The sequence below is a fragment of the Streptomyces sp. CA-288835 genome, from assembly GCF_050936385.1.
In the GTDB taxonomy this organism is placed as follows: domain Bacteria; phylum Actinomycetota; class Actinomycetes; order Streptomycetales; family Streptomycetaceae; genus Streptomyces.
Genome location: NZ_JBNJMW010000001.1, coordinates 919149 through 936775 on the forward strand (window position 1 = coordinate 919149; position 17627 = coordinate 936775).

Annotated in this window: 16 protein-coding genes and 2 pseudogenes; 12 read left to right on the plus strand and 6 right to left on the minus strand. The window is 69.1% G+C overall.

Features of this window, described 5'->3' with window-relative positions; translation table 11 throughout:
• The first annotated feature begins 107 nt into the window (after positions 1–107).
• Both ACQEVY_RS04315 and ACQEVY_RS04320 read left to right on the plus strand, forming a co-directional pair.
• On the plus strand, positions 108–929 hold the full coding sequence (locus tag ACQEVY_RS04315; RefSeq protein ID WP_432944952.1) for an enoyl-CoA hydratase/isomerase family protein: 822 nt from the start codon (positions 108–110) through the stop codon (positions 927–929).
• A gap of 61 nt (positions 930–990) precedes the next feature.
• Complete coding sequence (locus tag ACQEVY_RS04320; protein WP_432944954.1) at positions 991–1509, plus strand: MaoC family dehydratase; 519 nt, start codon at positions 991–993, stop codon at positions 1507–1509.
• On the opposite strand, the gene ACQEVY_RS04325 is transcribed toward ACQEVY_RS04320, so the two are convergent.
• The 3 genes from ACQEVY_RS04325 to ACQEVY_RS04335 form a co-directional block, all read right to left on the minus strand.
• Positions 1488–2954, minus strand: a complete 1467-nt coding sequence (locus ACQEVY_RS04325; RefSeq protein ID WP_432944956.1) for a glycoside hydrolase family 1 protein — start codon at positions 2952–2954, stop codon at positions 1488–1490. The two genes, ACQEVY_RS04320 and ACQEVY_RS04325, sit on opposite strands and share 22 nt — an antisense overlap.
• Positions 2955–3082: 128 nt before the next feature.
• Positions 3083–4684, minus strand: coding sequence for a GMC family oxidoreductase (locus ACQEVY_RS04330; protein WP_432944958.1), 1602 nt, complete (start codon positions 4682–4684; stop codon positions 3083–3085).
• Between the two features lie 38 nt (positions 4685–4722).
• Entirely contained in the window at positions 4723–5589 is an 867-nt protein-coding gene (locus tag ACQEVY_RS04335) for a crotonase/enoyl-CoA hydratase family protein (RefSeq protein ID WP_432944960.1), read from the minus strand.
• A gap of 85 nt (positions 5590–5674) precedes the next feature.
• Between ACQEVY_RS04335 and ACQEVY_RS04340 the strand changes: the two genes are divergently transcribed.
• Genes ACQEVY_RS04340 through ACQEVY_RS04350 form a run of 3 tightly spaced genes read left to right on the plus strand, consistent with a single transcriptional unit; the run spans position 5675 to position 8633 of the window.
• Positions 5675–6457, plus strand: a complete 783-nt coding sequence (locus tag ACQEVY_RS04340; protein WP_432944962.1) for an enoyl-CoA hydratase/isomerase family protein — start codon at positions 5675–5677, stop codon at positions 6455–6457.
• Positions 6458–6477: 20 nt separating this feature from the next.
• A complete protein-coding gene (locus ACQEVY_RS04345) occupies positions 6478–7614 on the plus strand; it encodes an acyl-CoA dehydrogenase family protein (protein ID WP_432944964.1) in 1137 nt (378 codons plus the stop codon).
• Positions 7611–8633, plus strand: coding sequence for an LLM class F420-dependent oxidoreductase (locus tag ACQEVY_RS04350; protein WP_432944966.1), 1023 nt, complete (start codon positions 7611–7613; stop codon positions 8631–8633). The genes ACQEVY_RS04345 and ACQEVY_RS04350 overlap by 4 nt, the downstream gene beginning before the upstream one ends.
• Positions 8634–8684: 51 nt before the next feature.
• Here the strand turns inward: ACQEVY_RS04350 and ACQEVY_RS04355 are convergent, their stop codons facing one another.
• The gene (locus ACQEVY_RS04355) at positions 8685–9089 is read right to left on the minus strand and encodes a nuclear transport factor 2 family protein (RefSeq protein ID WP_432944968.1); all 405 of its coding nucleotides are present in this window, start codon (positions 9087–9089) and stop codon (positions 8685–8687) included.
• Between the two features lie 164 nt (positions 9090–9253).
• Positions 9254–9397 (minus strand): hypothetical protein, encoded by a 144-nt coding sequence (locus ACQEVY_RS04360; RefSeq protein WP_432944970.1) that lies wholly within the window; start codon positions 9395–9397, stop codon positions 9254–9256.
• 573 nt (positions 9398–9970) lie between these two features.
• Here ACQEVY_RS04360 and ACQEVY_RS04365 point away from each other — a divergent pair.
• From ACQEVY_RS04365 to ACQEVY_RS04385, 5 genes and pseudogenes are all read left to right on the plus strand, one after another.
• Positions 9971–10138, plus strand: coding sequence for a hypothetical protein (locus ACQEVY_RS04365; protein WP_432944972.1), 168 nt, complete (start codon positions 9971–9973; stop codon positions 10136–10138).
• Positions 10135–12084 (plus strand): ATP-binding cassette domain-containing protein, encoded by a 1950-nt coding sequence (locus ACQEVY_RS04370; protein WP_432944974.1) that lies wholly within the window; start codon positions 10135–10137, stop codon positions 12082–12084. Before ACQEVY_RS04365 ends, ACQEVY_RS04370 begins: the two co-directional genes overlap by 4 nt.
• A 91-nt stretch (positions 12085–12175) precedes the next feature.
• A complete protein-coding gene (locus ACQEVY_RS04375; protein ID WP_432944976.1) occupies positions 12176–12895 on the plus strand; it encodes a class I SAM-dependent methyltransferase in 720 nt (239 codons plus the stop codon).
• A 20-nt stretch (positions 12896–12915) separates the two neighbouring features.
• A pseudogene (locus tag ACQEVY_RS04380) lies at positions 12916–13626 on the plus strand (amino acid transporter); the annotation flags it as partial.
• A 57-nt stretch (positions 13627–13683) separates the two neighbouring features.
• On the plus strand, positions 13684–15357 hold the full coding sequence (locus tag ACQEVY_RS04385) for an amidohydrolase (RefSeq protein WP_432944978.1): 1674 nt from the start codon (positions 13684–13686) through the stop codon (positions 15355–15357).
• 177 nt (positions 15358–15534) lie between these two features.
• On the opposite strand, the gene ACQEVY_RS04390 is transcribed toward ACQEVY_RS04385, so the two are convergent.
• Positions 15535–16110, minus strand: a complete 576-nt coding sequence (locus ACQEVY_RS04390; RefSeq protein ID WP_432944980.1) for a CGNR zinc finger domain-containing protein — start codon at positions 16108–16110, stop codon at positions 15535–15537.
• A 103-nt stretch (positions 16111–16213) separates the two neighbouring features.
• Here ACQEVY_RS04390 and ACQEVY_RS04395 point away from each other — a divergent pair, with 103 nt between their 5' ends.
• Together ACQEVY_RS04395 and ACQEVY_RS04400 are read left to right on the plus strand one after the other, a co-directional pair.
• On the plus strand, positions 16214–17386 hold the full coding sequence (locus tag ACQEVY_RS04395) for an epoxide hydrolase family protein (RefSeq protein ID WP_432944982.1): 1173 nt from the start codon (positions 16214–16216) through the stop codon (positions 17384–17386).
• A 9-nt stretch (positions 17387–17395) separates the two neighbouring features.
• Positions 17396–17602, plus strand: a pseudogene (locus ACQEVY_RS04400) (PhnA domain-containing protein); the annotation flags it as partial.
• Between the last annotated feature and the right edge of the window lie 25 nt (positions 17603–17627).

Genomic DNA, 17627 nt, shown 5'->3' on the forward strand with positions numbered 1-17627 from the left:
GTTGCCCGCGTGCTACCCATCCACGATACAGTTAGATAATTATAGTATCCACACTGAATGAACCAGGCACTGAACCAACCAAGCACTGAATGAACCAGGGGTGCGTTGTGACCGACCGCTATGACGAGTTCACCAGCCTCACCTTCGAGCGGCCCGCGCCCGGCGTGCTCCGCATCGTGCTGGACGGCCCGAATCTCAACGCGGTCGATCCGCGGATGCACGGCGAACTGGCCGACATCTGGCCGGTGATCGACCGGGACGAAGAGACCCGCGCGGTGCTGGTCCAGGGAGCCGGCAAGGCGTTTTCGGCGGGCGGGACCTTCGACTCCATCGAGGCTCTGACCGAGGAGTACGCGGTGCGTGCCCGGGTGATGCGGGAGGCCCGGGACATGGTGTACGGGGTGATCAACTGCTCCAAGCCGGTGGTCTCCGCGATCCACGGTCCGGCGGTGGGCGCGGGCCTGGTCATCGGCATGCTGGCCGACATCTCCATCGCCGGACGCAAGGCGAAGATCGTCGATGGGCACACTCGGCTCGGTGTCGCGGCCGGTGACCACGCGGCGATCTGCTGGCCGCTGCTGTGCGGGATGGCCAAGGCCAAGTACTACCTGCTGACCTGCGAGGCACTCACGGGTGCGGAGGCCGAACGCATCGGCCTGGTCTCCAAGTGCGTGGACGACGAGCAGGTGCACGCCGAGGGCCTGCGCATCGCGACGACCCTGGCGGCTGGCTCCGCCAGCGCCATCAGCTGGACGAAACGGTCCCTCAACCACTGGTATCGCACGGCCCAACCGATCTTCGAGGCCTCGCTCGGCCTGGAGTTCTTCGGGTTCGGCGGCCACGAGGTCGCGGAGGGTCTGGCCGCCCACCGGGAGAAGCGCGCCCCGGACTTCGAGGCCGTGTCCGACAAGCACCCGATCGATCTCTGACCTACGTGACCTGCATGACCTCAATGACCTACGTGATCTACGGATGCATGAGGAGCCCGCGATGACGTCCGAGCCGACCGCCACCACCACTGCCGCGACCAATGAAGTCCCCCCACTCGTAAGGGGGTTGACCTACGAGGACATGCCGAAGGGCCAGGTCTTCCGGACCGCCCGCCGCACCATCACCGAGACCGACCTGGTCAACTTCATCACCTGGGGCGGCTTCAACGAGCCGCTCTTCTGGGACGCCACGCACGCCGCGGAGGGCGGTTACACCGGACGGCTCGTCCCGGGCGGGCTGACGTACTGCATCGCCGAAGGACTCGTCCTCCAGACGAACGTGCTGCACGGCACGGGCCTCGCCTTCCTGCACATGGAGCTGACCGTGCGGGGGCCGGTCTATGTCGGCGACACCCTGTACGCGGTCGTGGAGACCACGGACTCGCGTCCGTCCAGCAAGCCCGGCCGGGGCGTGGTGACCAGCCGGATCACCGTACGCAACCAGCGGGACGAGGACGTGCTCGTCTACACCCCGGTGCGGCTGATCCGGGGCAGGGACTACGGGGCTCCGATGCTCTGACCTCGCTGCCCCCGCTGCCCTCTCTGTCCGCGGGGAGCGCCCGGCACCAGGGTCAGGCCGGGTGCGGGACCGTCAGCGGATCCGGATCCGGATGCCGATCCCGATCCGACGGGGCCGGCGAACGCTCCACCATGCACCCAGTCCGAGGGCATTGGCGGGCGCGGCGGCGGCTCATGGTCCGGGACCGCCATCGTGTAGAGGCGGGTGTAGCGGAACTTCGCTTCCAGGTTGTCGAGGACGGACCAGTACTCGTAGCCGCAGACGTTTACGCCGCGTGCGATCACCCGGCCCAGCCAGGAGAGCCGGGCGCGCAGCAGGGCCCGGCGCCGGGCGTCGTCGCTGTGCCCGGTCTCGTCGACCAGGTCCAGGTCGCCCATGCCGTTGTCGATGACGGACAGCGGGGGCAGCCGGTCTCCGTACAGGTCGTGGAGGTCGGCGACGCCGTCGGCGAGTGCCTCGGGGAGGATGGGCCAGCCGTACGCCGTGGTCTCGACGTCGTCGAAGGGGGTGATCGCGAAGCCGAGGCCGACGAGCAGGCGGTTCACTTCGTTGAGGGTGCTCTGGCACTTGTCGGTCGGCAGTACGCGGGGCAGGTTCTCCGGTGCGGTGACGCGGAACGGGGTGTGCCAGGACAGGCCCAGCAGGTCCTGGCTGGTGCTGATGATCTCCAGGTCGCCGGGGCGTACGCAGCCGGTGGCCTCGACGGGTGAGACGTCGTCCTCGGTCACCATGTGCTCGCCGAGCAGCATGGGGTCGAGGAAGAGGCGGTTGGTCCAGCTCTCCAGACGTTCCAGGGCGAGGCGGTCGAAGGGGTCGTCGGTGGCGGCGTAGCCGCTGACGAGGGTGACCGTGGTGCCGATCCGGCCGGTGACGCCGGCCGCTCTGAGGGCCTGGGTCGCGAGGCCGTTGGCGAGCAGGATGTGGTGGACGGTGGGGAGGCCCGCGCGGCCGATGCCGCGGCCCGGTGTGTACATCCCCGCCACGTGGTCCGCCAGGGTGGGCCCGGCCAGGTCGGTGGAAGTGATCCAGCGGGTCACGCGGTCGCCGAAGCGGCGGCCCAGCTCGGCGGCGTACGCGGCGAAATGCTCGGCGGTGTCGCGGTCGAGCCAGCCTCCGGTGGCCTCTAGCCAGGGCGGCAGTGACCGGTCGAGCAGGGTCAGGCCGGGCCGCAGGCCGAGTTCGAGGAGGGCGTCGAGTTCGCGGTCGCAGCGGTCCAGGGCCTCGGCGTCCCAGGTGCCGGGGCCGTCGGGCTGGAGCCGTGGCCAGCCGGCGACCATCCGGTGTGAGTCCGGGGTGACGCCGACGAGTTGCCGGATGTCGTCGGTCCACTGCCGGAAGTGCCCGCCACGCTCGGGCGGGGGCGGCGGCGGGGCCGCGATGGTGTCCGCGGTGGCGACTCCCCAGTCGACGCCGCGGAAGGATTCGTACAGGAAACCATCGCTCATGGTCACCGTCCAGGGCGGAATGGTTTAACGCATTCAACTGAATGACGTCGTCCGGACGCTAACACTTCGGCGAAACTACGACAATGTTTCGGACAGATCTCCTGCTTCTGTCAGGAGGCTGTCAGGTTTCAGTTCCCGTGGAGGATGAGGTCGGCAGCGTGCCAGGCCATAGCCATGATGGGCCCGTTGAGATTGCCCGAAACCATGGTCGGCATGACCGAGCAGTCGACGACCCGCAGGCCAGCGACACCGCGTACACGCAGGCGGGCGTCGACGGCATCGTCCTCGGCCGGGCCCATCGCGCACGTGCCGATGGCGTGATAGCCGCAGCGCCCGTGGTCGAGGCCCGCGTCGATGATCTCCTGGTCGTCGCGGACGGCGGTGCCGGGTAGCGTTTCGGCCATGATCCGTCCGGCGAGGGGCTCGGTTTCGAAGAGTTCGCGCATTCTGCGGAAGAGGGCCGTTCCGACGGTTCGGTCATGATCGGAGCCGTAGTAGTTCGCCGTGATCGTGAGCGGTACATCGGGGTCGGCCGAGGTGATGTGCAGGCTGCCTTCGGCGGTGGGGCGGAGGATATAGCCGAGGCCCATCACGCCGGGTTCGCGCTCCACGCCGGTCTCCTTGCCGGGGATCTCCGGACTGAGGGAGACCGGCGCGATCAGCAACTGAGCGTCGGGGCGGGCGAGTTCGGGGCGAGTCTTGAAGAAGCCGATGACGTCGAAGGCGGGGGCGGCGAGGGGTCCACGGCGGGTCGCCAGGTACTTCGCTCCCGACAACGCCTGCCGCACCGGGGTGCTGAGCGCCTTGTTGTAGCCGAGCTTGTCCTTCAGGCGGTACTGGACGACGAAGCAGCGGTGTTCGCGCATCCGGCCGCCTACGTACGGACTGTCCACCAGGACGTCGACGCCCGCCTCCTTGAGCGTCGCGGCCGGGCCGATGCCCGACAGCTGGAGGATCTTCGGCGTGGCGATGCTGCCGGCGGAGAGGATCACCTCCAGCCCGGCGCGGATGTCGACCTCCCGGCCCGCACTGCGGGTCCGTACGCCGACGGCCCTGCCGTTCTCGATCAGGACTTTCGTGACGAGGGTGTCCACCGACACGGTCAGGTTCGGTCGGTCCTCGACCGGGTGCAGAAAGGCGCGCGCGGCGCTGAACCGCTGTCCGTTCTTGATGGTGGCCATGGCATAGCCGATGCGTTCGTCGTCGCTCGCGTTGAGGTCGTCGGTTCGCTGCCAGCCCAGTCCGGTTCCGGCGGCGATCGCCTCCTCGCACAGCGGCTCCGGTTTCGGCGCGGTGGAGATGTGCAACGGGCCGCCCGCGCCCCGGAGTTCGGAGGCGCCGAGTGCGTTGTCCTCGATCTTCTTGAAGACCGGCAGCATGGTGTCCCAGCCCCAGCCGGGGTTTCCGAGACGCTCCAGTTCGTCGTAGTCGGCGCGGTCTCCGCGGTTGTAGACCATGCCGTTGACTGAACTCGATCCGCCGAGGGCCTTGCCGCGCACCCAGTGTTCGACCCGGCGGGTCTTGCCGACGGGTTCGACGGGGTAGTGCCAGGCGTACCGCGGATCGCCCAGGAGCTTGCCGAAGCCCTTGGGCATCTTGATCAGCGGAGTCGTGTCCCGGCCGCCCGCCTCGATCAGCAGCACGGACGTCTTCGGGTCTTCGGAAAGGCGGTTGGCGAGTACGCAGCCCGCCGACCCCGCGCCCACCACGATGTAGTCGTACGTCGTCATGTCGTCTCCTGGCACTCAGGTAGCGATGCCTGCTGGTGCTACTCCCCGAAGGGGCGGAACTCCTCCTCCTGCCACCAGGGGTAGACGGGAGGCATGTCCTTGCTGACCCGGCCCGGGAACTCGGGCGGGCGCTTGGCGAGGAAGGACTCGACGCCCTCGACGGGGTCCGGGCCGCCGCCGATCTGGCTCATGATCCGCGAGTCGAGGCGGTGCGCGGTCATCGGGTGGGGTTCGCCGAGCATCCGCCACATCATCTGGCGCGAGAGGGCGACCGAGATCGCGGAGGTGTTCTCGGCGATCTCACGGGCGAGTTCGTACGCAGCCGGGAGCAGTTCCTCCGGCGAGTGGACAGAGCGGACAAGACCGGCCGCCAGCGCCTCGTCGGGGCCGAAGACGCGGCCCGTCGCCACCCATTCCATGGCCCGCTGCATCCCCACGGCCCGCGGCAGGAACCAGCTCGCCGCGGACTCCGGCACGATGCCGCGGCGCGCGAAGACGAAGCCGAACTTCGCCTTGGTCGACGCCAGCCGGATGTCCATGGGCAGGGTCATGCTGGCGCCGACGCCCGCCGCGGGGCCGTTGATCGCGGCGATGACCGGCTTGGTACAGGAGAACAGCCGCAGAGCCACTCGGCCGCCGGTGTCCCGGTGCCAGGCGCCCGCCTTGCGGTGGTCGAAGGACGTGCCGCCGGAGCTCACGTCGGCGCCCGCGCAGAAGCCGCGTCCGGCGCCGGTCACGACGATCACGCGTACGTCGTCGTCGGTGTCGGCGGAGTCGAAGATGTCGAGCAGGTCGGCCATCATCTGGGGGTTGAAGGCGTTCAGCTTCTCCGGCCGGTTGAGGGTGACGGTGAGGATGCGGTCCGCCACTTCGGCTCGTACGGTCTCGTACTCCTGCTCCGGCATGCGCGTCCTCCGCGGTCGATCACCGTGACGGTTCCCAGTCAGCTCTAAATAGTTATAGCATTCAACTCTACTGACTGTTTCCTGAGTGCTGGCGGTGGCGATGACGGATCTCGTGGTGACGGCCCACGGGCCGGTCCGGCTGATCGAGCTGAACCGGCCGGACCAGCTCAACTCGACGAGTGAGGAGCTCCATTCGTCTCTCGCATCGGTCTGGGACGAGGTCGCGGCCGATCCGGACGCGAGGGCGGTCGTACTCACCGGGCGCGGCCGGGCCTTCAGCGCCGGCGGCAACTTCGCGGTAATGACCCGGGTCCAGCGCGATGCCGCCTTCCGGGAGCAGAACGTCGACGAGGCCCGGCGAATCATCCTCGGCATGGTGCGCTGCCCCCTCCCGGTCATCGCGGCGGTGAATGGGCCGGCAGTCGGCCTCGGCTGCAGCCTGGCCCTGCTCAGCGACCTCGTACTGATCGCCGAGGGCGCCCATATCGCGGATCCGCATGTCCAGGTCGGCCTGGTCGCGGGGGACGGCGGCGCGCTCGTACTGCCGCTGCTCGTGGGCCTCACTCGAGCGAAGGAACTGCTGTTCCTCGGTGATCGCGTGTCCCCCGAGGAGGCGGTCCGGCTGGGCATCGCCAACCGTGTCGTGCCGGACGACAAGCTCAGGGCCGAGGCCATGGATCTCGCCGGGCGACTGGCCGCGCTGCCCGCGCAGGCGCTGCGCGAGACCAAGCGGGCGGTGAACCTGCATCTGGAGCAGGCCATCTCCGCCGTACTGGAACCGGCCCTGCTCGCGGAGCGGGACAGCATGCACGCACCGGACCACATCGCGATCGTCGAGAAGATCATCGCGGCGCGCGCCGGCCGCTGAACCGGAGAGGAGTGAGTCACATGGACTTCGCGTTCAGCGACGAGCAGGAGGAACTGCGGCGCACCGTACGGGCGTTCCTGGCGGACACCTCGCCCGAGACCGAGGTACGGCGGCTGATGGAGACGCCGGAGGGCTTCGACCGTGCTGTGTGGCGGCGGATGGGCTCGGAGCTCGGTCTGCAAGGGCTCGCGATCCCCGAGGAGTACGGGGGCGCGGGCTGCGGGCCGGTCGAAGTGGGCGTGGTGATGGAGGAGTTGGGGCGGGCGCTGACCTGTACGCCGTTCCTCGCTTCCGCCGTGCTGGCGACCACCCTTCTCTTGCGCTGCGACGACGAGGAGGCCCGCAAGCGGCTGCTGCCGGGGCTGGCCGCCGGTGAACTGGTGGCCACCGTGGCGCTGACGGAGGACTCCGCGCGCTGGGATGCCGACGGTGTCGGGCTCAACGCCCGCGAATCGGCGGGGAGTTGGCTGCTCAGCGGCCACAAGACCTTCGTACTGGACGGGGCGAGCGCGGATGTCGTGCTCACCGTGGCCCGTACCGGCGACGGCATCGGCGTCTTCTGGGTGGACGGCGACGCAGCCGGGCTGACCCGTGAACCCCTGCCCACGATGGACCCGACCCGCCGACAGGCACGCCTCGACTACCACGACGTACGGGCGACCCGGCTGCGTACGCACGGCGACGGCTGGGACCTGGTGGCGGAGGTACTCGACCATGCCGCAGTGGCGTTGGCGGCCGAGCAGGTGGGGGTCGCGGGCCGCGCGCTCGACATGGCGGTGGAGTACGCCAAGGTGCGCCACCAGTTCGGGCGGCCGATCGGCTCCTTCCAGGCCGTAAAGCATCTGCTCGCCGACGTGTTGCTGGAGGTGGAGTCGGCGCGGGCCGCCGCGCACTACGCGCTGCTCGCCGCCGAGAGCGAGGACCCTGAGCTGCCCGCCCTGGCGAGTCTGGCCAAGGCGTTCTGCTCGGACGCCTGTCTCCAGGCAGCGGCGGAGAACATCCAGGTGCACGGCGGTATCGGCTTCACCTGGGAGCACCCGGCCCACCTGTATCTGAAGCGGGCCAAGACGTCACAGCTGCTGTTCGGCGATCCGGCGTATCACCGGGAACTGCTCGCGCGGCGCATCGGTTTGGACAGGGTTGGAGAATCCGTATGAAGGTCGACGGCAAGCTGAACGTGTGGGGCACCGCCGAGGTGGTCGAGGAGGCCCGGCATCACGAGAAGGCGGGTTACGACGGCCTGTGGGCCTCGGAGTCCAAGCACGACCCGTTCCTGCCACTGCTGCTCGCGGCCGAGCACACCGACCGCCTCGAGGTCGGCACGGCGATCGCGGTGGCCTTCGCCCGCTCCCCCATGCAACTCGCGTACACCGCCCACGACTTGCAGACCTACTCCGGCGGCCGCTTCTCACTCGGCCTCGGCAGCCAGATCAAGCCGCACATCGAGCGACGCTTCTCGATGCCGTGGAGCCGGCCGGCGGCCCGTATGCGCGAATACGTCAGCGCGCTGCGGGCCATCTGGGCCGCCTGGAACGAGGGCGAAAAGCTCAACTTCCAAGGCGACTTCTACTCGCACACCCTCATGTCCCCCTTCTTCTCTCCCCCGCCCGCTACCGGTGGCGCTCCCAAGGTCTTCGTGGCCGCCGTCGGGGAGGCGATGACCCGGGTCGCAGGGGAGGTGGCGGACGGGCTGCTCGCGCATGGATTCACCACGGAGCGGTATCTGCGGGAGGTCACCGTGCCGACCGTCGAGGCCGGGCTGGCGAAGTCGGGCCGCACGCGCGCCGACTTCTCCGTCTCGCATCTCCTCCTCACCGCTACGGGCCGTACGGAGGAGGAGATGGCCCGCGCCGTGGACGGCACCCGGCGCCAGATCGCCTTCTACGGGAGCACGCCCGCGTACCGGGGCGTACTGGAGCTGCACGGTTGGGGCGAACTCGGCGACGAGCTGAACGCGTTGTCGAAGTCCTCCCGCGAGGACAAGTGGGAGGAGATGGGGCGGCTCGTCGACGACGAGGTGCTGCATGCCTTCGCGGTGGTGGCGGAGCCGGAGCGGGTGGCGGCTGAGATCCGCGGCCGGTACGGGTCGCTGGTCGACCGGGTGTCGTTCTACACCGCGTACGACATCGACGCCGAGGTGTGGGAGCCGATTGTGCGGGAGCTGCGGGAGGGCTGAGACTGGGCTTCAGGTTGAAAGACGAGCTGGCTGAGCGAGCCCACCGGACGATCAGTCGTCGAAGTAGGCCTTGGCGACGGCGTAGGTGTCCTCGTAGAGGTGGTAGCGGGTGATTCGCCCGTCCCGGACCGTGGTGTGCAGGGCGAACGCGGTGTCGATGTCCCGGCCCGTCTTCTTGACCTCGGAGACCATGCGCCCGATGAGCACCACATCGTCGCCCTCGGCGATGACCTGGCGAAGGTCGAACTCCTTGGCCTGCACATGAGTCTGCAGCAACTCGAAGAACGTCCGCATGCCGTCCGCCGAGTCGACTTCCGGCACCCACGGAATGCCCGGCGGGTGCGGGATGGAGAACGACACCGAGTCGGCGAACAGCGCCGCCGCCTCCGCACTCTTTCCCTCGGCGAGCAGCGGGAACAGGCGTTGCACAGTCTGCGTCGGTGACTCTGCTGTCATGTGTGTCGACCCTACCGGTCGGATGTGCCGCGCATGCCCATCAATCCCTGATTCAAGAGATCACCCTCTAGGCGCGCAGGCCCTGGACGAATTCTCGTTCCTCGCCCGCGCCTTCCGCCCGTCCGTCGAACCAATAGCGCAGCCCTCATCCGGGGTGAACAGATTCAGACATCCGCGACGGCGGCGCGGACGCATTGTGGCGCGGAGAGCATCCAGACCGGTTGGCTCTTGTGGGGCTTGGAAGGCTGCCCGTCGCGGCGGCCGCACGTCTCGGTGATCTCGTCCTCGGCTTCCTCGATGCGGGTCACATTCCACTGCGGGTTGCCCGGGGCTCCCAGTGCCGGTACTGCTGCGCGGCCTCGCTTCCCCGCCCCTCAGAGCGAGCAGCGCCGGCCGATCCGTAAGTCTTGCTCGGCTTGTCCGGATCACGTCGCTGCAACCCCGTGATTGTCAGTGCCCTGCGCGAGGGTTCGGTCCCGCAACCGAAGTCCGTGCCCGCCGGAGGAATCCGATGCAGTCAACGAGCCGACAGTGCAATCCCCCGTGGGACTACGGCCGCACGCTGTCCCCTTGGCGAGTGAATTCGAACGAGGCAGGCGTTGCGGCATCGCCGACGGCACTTGGCCACCACACTCCGCCTCGAACTTTTACTCGACCCTTCGCCCGTATCAACTCCGTGATCAGGGGCGTTGTCTGAGGTGCTCAGCCCGCTTCCGTCTCCGAGGAGAATCCGTGAATCCCGTGCTCGCGTTCGCCGCCCTTCGCCCCCTGTTCGAGAATCCTCCCGCCGATGCTGTCGCCCCGAGCACGCTGCCGCGTCCGGTTGACGCCCGCCGTGCCCCGTTCGCATCCGCATCACGACCGTCATCGAGGTGGGGTGCATGACCGACTCGACTGCTCTCTCCTGCGAGGAATTGCACGCGTTGAAGGGGCCAGCCACCCTCGACGCGGTGACGTGCCTGGTCTGGAGCCCGGCGCACGACGATCCCGAGGTCACGGCGCGTGGACGGCGCACCCTGGACCGGCTGATGGCAGGGGTGTTCGCATGACACGCCACCTCAACCCCGGGAAGAAGGCAGTGACCGGGACGGCGGAGGAGGAGGGCGCGGCCGAGACGGCGTCCGTTCCCGCGGCGCGGGCTGCGGCTCCGCTGCCGGCCGAGCCTCCCGAGCTCGACTACAACGGCCGCAAGCACCGGCGCGCCATGGACGACGCGACGCTGTGGGACATGGCCCGCCGGATCCCCATGGCCCTCGCGCAGACGGCCCGGCTGGCCTGGTCCGTCGACCGGCGCATGGCGATCACGGTCGTCGTCTGCCAGCTGCTGTCCGGTATCGGCACGGCCGTGATGCTCAGCGCCGTCGCCAGGGCCCTGCCGCAGCTGATGGTCCCGGACCCGCGCGAGGGCCTGACGCAGGCATGGCCGGCGCTGGCCGTCGCGGTCCTGGCCATGGCCACCGGGGCGGCGATGTGGATCCTCGCGGACTGGGCGACCCGGCGCCTGAACCCGAAGATCGCCTCGGCCGCCGACCTCACCCTGGTCGACCTGCACATGCGGGCCGAACTCGCCGCCTACGACGCGGAGGGCTTCAGCGACCGGAGCCAGGCCGCGGAGATCGGCGCGCTGCGCGCCGTCGACCTCGCCGACGACGCCAAGACCCTCACCAACGGGTTGATCCAGCTCGCGTCGGCGGCGACCGTACTCACGTCCCTCCACCCGCTGCTGCTCGGCGTACTGCTGCTGTCCGTCGTCCCCCGCGGTCTGGGCGGAGTGATCGCCGCGCGCATCGACTACCGCGTCCACGACCGTACGATCTCCGCCCGCAATGTCCGCGGCATGATGCGCTGGTGGCTGACCACGTCGGACCTCGCCGACGAGCTGCGGGCCAACACCATGCGCGGCTACCTGCACTTCTGGTACCGGACGATGTGCGACCGGGTCGAGGGCCGCGAGCTCGAAGCAGCACGCCCGTACCTACTGATCACGCTGCTCGCCGCGTCCCTGGGCGGACTGTTCACGCTCGGCATGTGGGCGTCGCTGGCCGGGCTCGTCCTCGCCGGCGCCATGTCCACGGCGATCGCGGGCACGGCCGTCGTCGCCTCCCAGACCGCCGGACGCGCACTCAACTCGATCATCCGCTACGGCACGGTGATGTTCCACCACGGCCTCTACCTCTCCGACTACTACGAATTCATCGACGAGGTCCGGAGCATGACCACGGCCCGCGGCACCACGCAGGCCAAGCCACCGCAGCAGATCCGCCTCGAGGCCGCTTCCTACACGTACCCGAGCAAGGACAACGCGGCCGTGCAGCCGATCACACTCACCCTCAACCGCGGCGAAGTCGTCGCGTTCGTCGGGGAGAACGGCGCGGGCAAGTCGACCCTGATCCGGATGCTCACCGGCCTGACTGTGCCCACCGACGGCAAAGTCCTGTGGGACGACACCGACTTGGCCACCGCCGATGCGGAGTCGGTCTGGCGGTACGTCGGACTGGTCCCGCAGAAGAACGGCCATTGGCCGCTGGCCGCAAGGGAGAACATCACCCTGGGCCAGCCCCGCGAGCACGGCGACGAACGGATCTGGGACGCGGCGGACCGCGTCGGCATGACCACTGCCCTGCGCGAGCTCCCCGACCAACTCGACACGCTGCTCGCCCGCTCGGTCTGGGGCGGCCACGAGCTGTCCGGCGGCCAGTGGCAGCGCCTGGCGTGCGCCCGCGCGATGTACCGCGAACCGGCCGTGCTCGTCCTGGACGAGCCCACCAGCGAGATGGACGCCCGCGGCGAGCACCAGATCTTCCGCGAACTCCGGGCCATGGCCCCCGACCGGATCACCGTGGTGGTCACACACCGGCTGGACAACGTCCGGATGGCCGACCGGGTCATCGTCCTCGACCAGGGCACCGTCCGGGAACAGGGCACCTTCGACGAACTCATCGCGACAGAGAGCAGCCTCCTGGGCGAGTTGTACGCCCTCGCCCAGGACCGCTGACCGCCGACCACCTGTCGTAGCGAGCGTCATCGCGGGGCCGCCACGTGCCGGCGCGGCCCCGCCCCTCTCCCCTCACGCAGCGAGGAGCACCATGCACAGCGCGGAGCCCGAAGCCGTCAACTCCCAAGCCTGGACGCGATACGGGGCTCACCACCTCCAACGGTCCACCGCAGTCCCGGAGGTGGACCGCATCTCCTGGGGGTTCTGGCCCACCGGGCCCGGCGCCGGAGTCCTCGGCGCGCTCTCCGGCCTACGGGTCCTGGACCTGGCCTCCGGCCTGGGCAAGCACGCCGCACACCTGGTGCGCGAGCACGGTGCCACGGTCGACGCCGTCGAAGCCTCAGCCACCCAGCACGAGCGCGCCACCGCCCGATACGGAAACCTGCCGCGCCTGCGCCTCATCCACGCCGACGCCGTCGAGTACCTGACGCAGGCCATCGAGCCGTACGACGTCATCTATTCCATCCACGGCTTCGGCTACATCGACCCGCACCGGCTCCTCCCGGCCGTCGCCTCCGCCCTGAAGCCGGACGGCCGTCTGTTCTTCTCTGTCCTGCACACCAACGCAGCCGCCCGCGGCCCCTCCCAGAGCGTCACCGCCCGCCCGGAGATCCTGCCGCTCGCCGGCGGGAAGCCGCTGACCGTGCAGATGTGGGTGCTTTCCCCGACGTTGTGGGAAGACCTCCTCGTCGACAACGGCCTCCTCGTCGACCGCATCGACACCCTCGACGGGCCCGATGACGGCAACCATGTCTCCGTACGTCTCTTCCGAGCGCACCGCCCGTCCGGCGTCAGCAGCGGACCTGAATGAGTGGTCGGTCGCCCGGAGGCGCGATCCCGCTCACCGAGGAGGCCAAGAGCCCTGGCGACTCGGCCCGCGGAGGCCTGATCGCCCTGTTCGCCGTGCTCGGCCTCTTCCTCTTCGCCTCGGTCGCCTTCCAGCGCGAGATGAGCCGCCTGGCCGAACTCATCAAGAACGGCCCGCAGGCACTGCCGTACCTCGGTCTGAAGCTCGATGGACAGCACCACGATCGTTCCGGCGGCGGGAGTGCCGTACCGCGGATGAACCGGGTCCCCAGCGGACCCATGGTGCGGTTCGCCGTGCTCGCCCTGCTGGCCGTCGCGATCCCGAAGCCGAGCGACATGCTGCTGGCCGCCGTCAACTCCATCGGTCTGCTCGTCGCCCTCTACTACGGGCTCACCGCGCTCGCGTGTACCGTCCGCTTCCGGTCGTCCCTCCACGCGGGCCTGCGCGCGGCGGTGCTCGCCGTGGGCGTCCTTGCCGTGTCCGGTCTGGTGCTGCTGAGCCTCGGCGGCTATCTCGGATACTCGTATCTGACCCAGAGCGACCACTTCGAACTGAGCCCGGACAATGGGTGGTTCATGTTCTCTCTGCCCGCCTTCATCGTTCTCGTCGGCCTCGGTATGGCGGCAGTGGCCAAGTACGTCCGGCGGTCGCCGTACTTCACCACTGGACGCGGCACCGATGCCGAGGCCATCACGCTCCCCATGGACATGGACATGGACCGTACGACCATCTGAATCCGGCGGCCGTCTGAATCACCGCCCCCCTTCACTCACCCCCACGGAGTTCACCGCATGTCGCAGTCCCACGTCACGGGCCCCGCCGATCTCGTCCTCACTGGCGGGCCCGTCCACACCGTCGATGCCGCCCGCAGCCGGGCCACCGCCGTGGCCGTGCGCGGCGGGCGGATCACGGCCGTCGGCCACGACGAGGTGCACGCGCTGATCGGGCCGGGCACCGAGGTCGTGGACCTCGCCGGAAAGCTGCTGCTGCCGGGCTTCCAAGACGCCCATGTGCACCCGCAGGGCGCGGGCCTGGAACTCGGTCTGTGCCACCTGGCCGACACCGTCGACCCCGCCGAGTACCTGCGGCGCATTCGTACGTACGCCGATGAGAACCCGGACGTCGAATGGATCACCGGCGGCGGCTGGTCCCTGGAGGCCTTTCCCGGCGGCACCCCCACCGCCGCGGCCCTCGACGAGATCGTCCCCGACCGGCCCGTATTCCTGCCCAACCGGGACCACCACGGCGCCTGGGTCAACACCCGGGCGCTGGAGCGAGCCGGCATCGACGCCCGCACCCCGGACCCCGCGGACGGCCGGATCGAACGCGATGCCGAGGGGAACCCGACCGGCATGCTCCAGGAGGGCGCCGTCCATCTCGTAGGCAGGCTGGTGCCCAACCCCACGCCCGAGGACCAACTGGCCGCCCTGCTACGCGCCCAGGCCGCAGTGCATTCCCACGGTGTCACCGCGTGGCAGGACGCCATCATCGGCGCGTACGCCAACATGACCGACCCGGCGCCCACCTACCAAGCGCTCCTGGACCAGGGCCTCCTCACCGCCCGCGTCGCAGGCGCCCTGTGGTGGGACCGTGAACGCGGCGCCGAGCAGATCCCTGAACTCGTGGCGCGGCGCGAGGAGTTGAGCAGGGGCCGGTTCCGCGCCGGCACGGTGAAGATCATGCAGGACGGCATCGCCGAGAATCACACCGCGGCCATGCTCGACCCGTATCTCAATCCCACTGTCTGCGGCTGCGTCCCGAACACGAGCGGCATCAGCTTCGTCGATCCCGGCGAGTTGAGGAAGTACGTCACCGAACTCGACGCGCTCGGCTTCCAGGTCCACTTCCACGCCCTGGGTGACCGCGCGGTGCGCGAAGCGCTGGACGCCGTGGAGGCCGCCCGCACGGCCAACGGGCACCGCGACACCCGCCACCACCTGGCCCATCTGCAGGTCGTCCACCCCTCCGACGTACGACGGTTCCGCGCCCTCGGCGCCACCGCGAACCTGCAGATGCTGTGGGCCGCCCACGAGCCGCAGATGGACGAACTGACCCTGCCGTTCCTGGGCCCCGAACGCGGCGCCCGGCAGTACCCGTTCGGCGACCTGCTGCGCGCGGGCGCCACGCTCGCCGCGGGCAGCGACTGGCCGGTCAGCAGCCCCGACCCGCTCCAGGCCATCCACGTCGCCGTCAACCGCGTCTCCCCCAACGCACCCGAAGGCACCCCCGAGTTCCTCCCCGAACAACGCCTCGACCTGGGCACCGCCCTCGCCGCGTACACGGCGGGCAGCGCGTACGTGAACCACCTGGACGCGATCACCGGCAGCATCACGGTGGGCAAGGCGGCCGACCTGGTCATCCTCGACCGGGACCCGTTCGCGGGGCCGCCCGAGGAGATCGCGGCGGCCCGGGTCCTGGAGACGTTCGTGGAGGGGGAACGGGTTTACTCGGCCCCTGATGCCTGAGTGCGGGTACCTGGAGGAAGATAACCCGCTGCCACGCGCCAGCCGCTGGGGGCGTGGCAGGTGTTTACCGATCCGATGTCGCCAGCCGCCGTGTACCTGCCGCAGAGGCACTGTCCGATCGATGCGACGCGACAGATGTGTCGCAGGCGTGGGGCTCTGGATGTACCGAGGTGAGGATCAGTCCGCTGATCTGGAGGGTTTGCGCTGCTTGGCATTGAAGCGCGCTTTCTTCTGACGATTTCCGCACGTGTTCATGTCGCACCATTTCCGGGTGCGGCTTTGGCTGGTGTCGAAGAAGGCGGCCTTGCAGGTTGGTGACGCGCACAAGGCCAGTTTTCCGTCTCGTTCGCCTGCGATGATGCTGATGGCGTCGGCGGCGATCACGCTGAGGGCGTCTTCCACGCGGGAAGCCGAGCTGAGCCGCCATCGCCGCTCACCCTCGGGCGTCAGGATCGCCGCGGCCCGGCCCTGAGCGCTGCGGTCATTGATGACTTGGACAGCAGACGCCGGGAGAGGGTCCTGGAGCGCGGCCGCTGTCGCGGCGGCGTGAATCGACTCCCTCAGTTCCCAAGCGAGGTCGAGCTGGGCAGGGGTGCAGGAGTCCACGGCGAGGCCGTACACCGCCAGCCAGTCGACGAGTCGCTGCGGCACGGGAATGCGCTCCACAGCGTCGCCGTGACGCTCCGACAGAGTCCCCGTGAAGCTGGTCGCCAGCACACTGCCGAGGCGGAATTCAGGAAACCCGGAACGCATGGAACCACCTTAGCCGGTTGCAGCCCGGCATGGGGGCCTGCTAGAACCGTCTAAGCCGGTTCGCGACGGGTCGTAGCCGGTTCCGCGATGGCCAGGAGGTCTCATGCCCCGCCCAACCAGCGACGTACGAGCATGTGAAACCCACGCGACCGACGCCGATCTCGACGATCTGCGCGCGCGACTGGCCGCGGCGCGGCTACCGGAAGCCGAGACGGTCCATGGCGCCGCGCCCGGCCCCGGCCGATGGGAACAGGGAGTTCCGCTCGCCGACCTCGTCGATGTCGTGAACTACTGGCGCACCGGCTACGACTGGCGGTCGTTCGAAGAGCGCCTCAACCAGATCGGCCAGTTCCGCACGACCATTGATGGTCTGGGAATCCACTTCCTGCACCGCCGGTCCCCGCGCGCGGATGCCGCTCCTCTGATCCTGACGCACGGTTGGCCAGACAGCATTGTCCGGTTCATTGACGTCGTGGACGAGCTGGCAGACCCGAAGGACGCGGACGCGCCGGCGTTCCACGTCGTGGTCCCGTCGCTGCCGGGCTTCGGTTACAGCGACAAGCCGGCCACCACCGGGTGGGGAACCGAGAAGATCGCGGCCGCTTGGGTGGAACTGATGGGAAGGCTCGGTTACAGCAGGTTCGCAGCCCACGGCGGTGACTGGGGAGGCAATATCACCACGGTTCTCGGCGGCAGGTTCCCGGCGCACGTTCTCGGCATCCACACGACGTTCGCGGAGGGACCGCCCGGGTTGACGACGGACGGGCTGACGGCGGTCGAGCGCGAGTGGGCCGAGGAGACCCGCGATTTCTGGAGCCACCGCGCGGCATACGCGAAGCAGCAGGCGACCCGACCGCAGACCATCGGCTACTCGCTCGTCGACTCACCGGTCGGGCTTCTCGCCTGGATCCTCGACAAGTTCGCCGAGTGGTCGGACACCGAAGACAGCCCGTTCGAGACCATGTCCATGGACCGTGTTCTGGACGACGTCACCCTGTACTGGCTGACGCGGACGGGCGCATCGGCGGCCCGCATCTACTACGAGAGCCACGCCTCGCTGGACCCCGAACTCCGGGTCGACGTCCCGTCAGCGCTCACCATGTATCCCCGCGACGTCGAGAAGTGTCCGCGTCCCTGGGCGCAGGAGCGGTACCGGCGGATCGTCCGGTGGAGCACGCCCGAGAACGGGGGGCATTTCCCGTCGCTGGAGGTTCCCGAGTATTTCGTCAAGGATCTTCAAGAGGGCCTCGCGGCAGTGCTGACCGCCAATCGGTGAACGCGGCGCGGCGACGTGCTGCAGGACGGCGACTCCGTGGTCGTCGTCAAGGCGCTCAAGGTCAAGGGCAGCCAGGGCAGCCCCTCGGGGATCAAGGCCGACACCAAGGTGCGCAACATCCGGCTCGTCGACGGGGTCCACGGGCATGACATCGACTGCAAGGTCGACGGTTTCGGGGCGATGCAGCTCAAGTCGAGCGTGGTCAAGAAGGCCTGATTTCGCCGACACCATCCATCGGCCT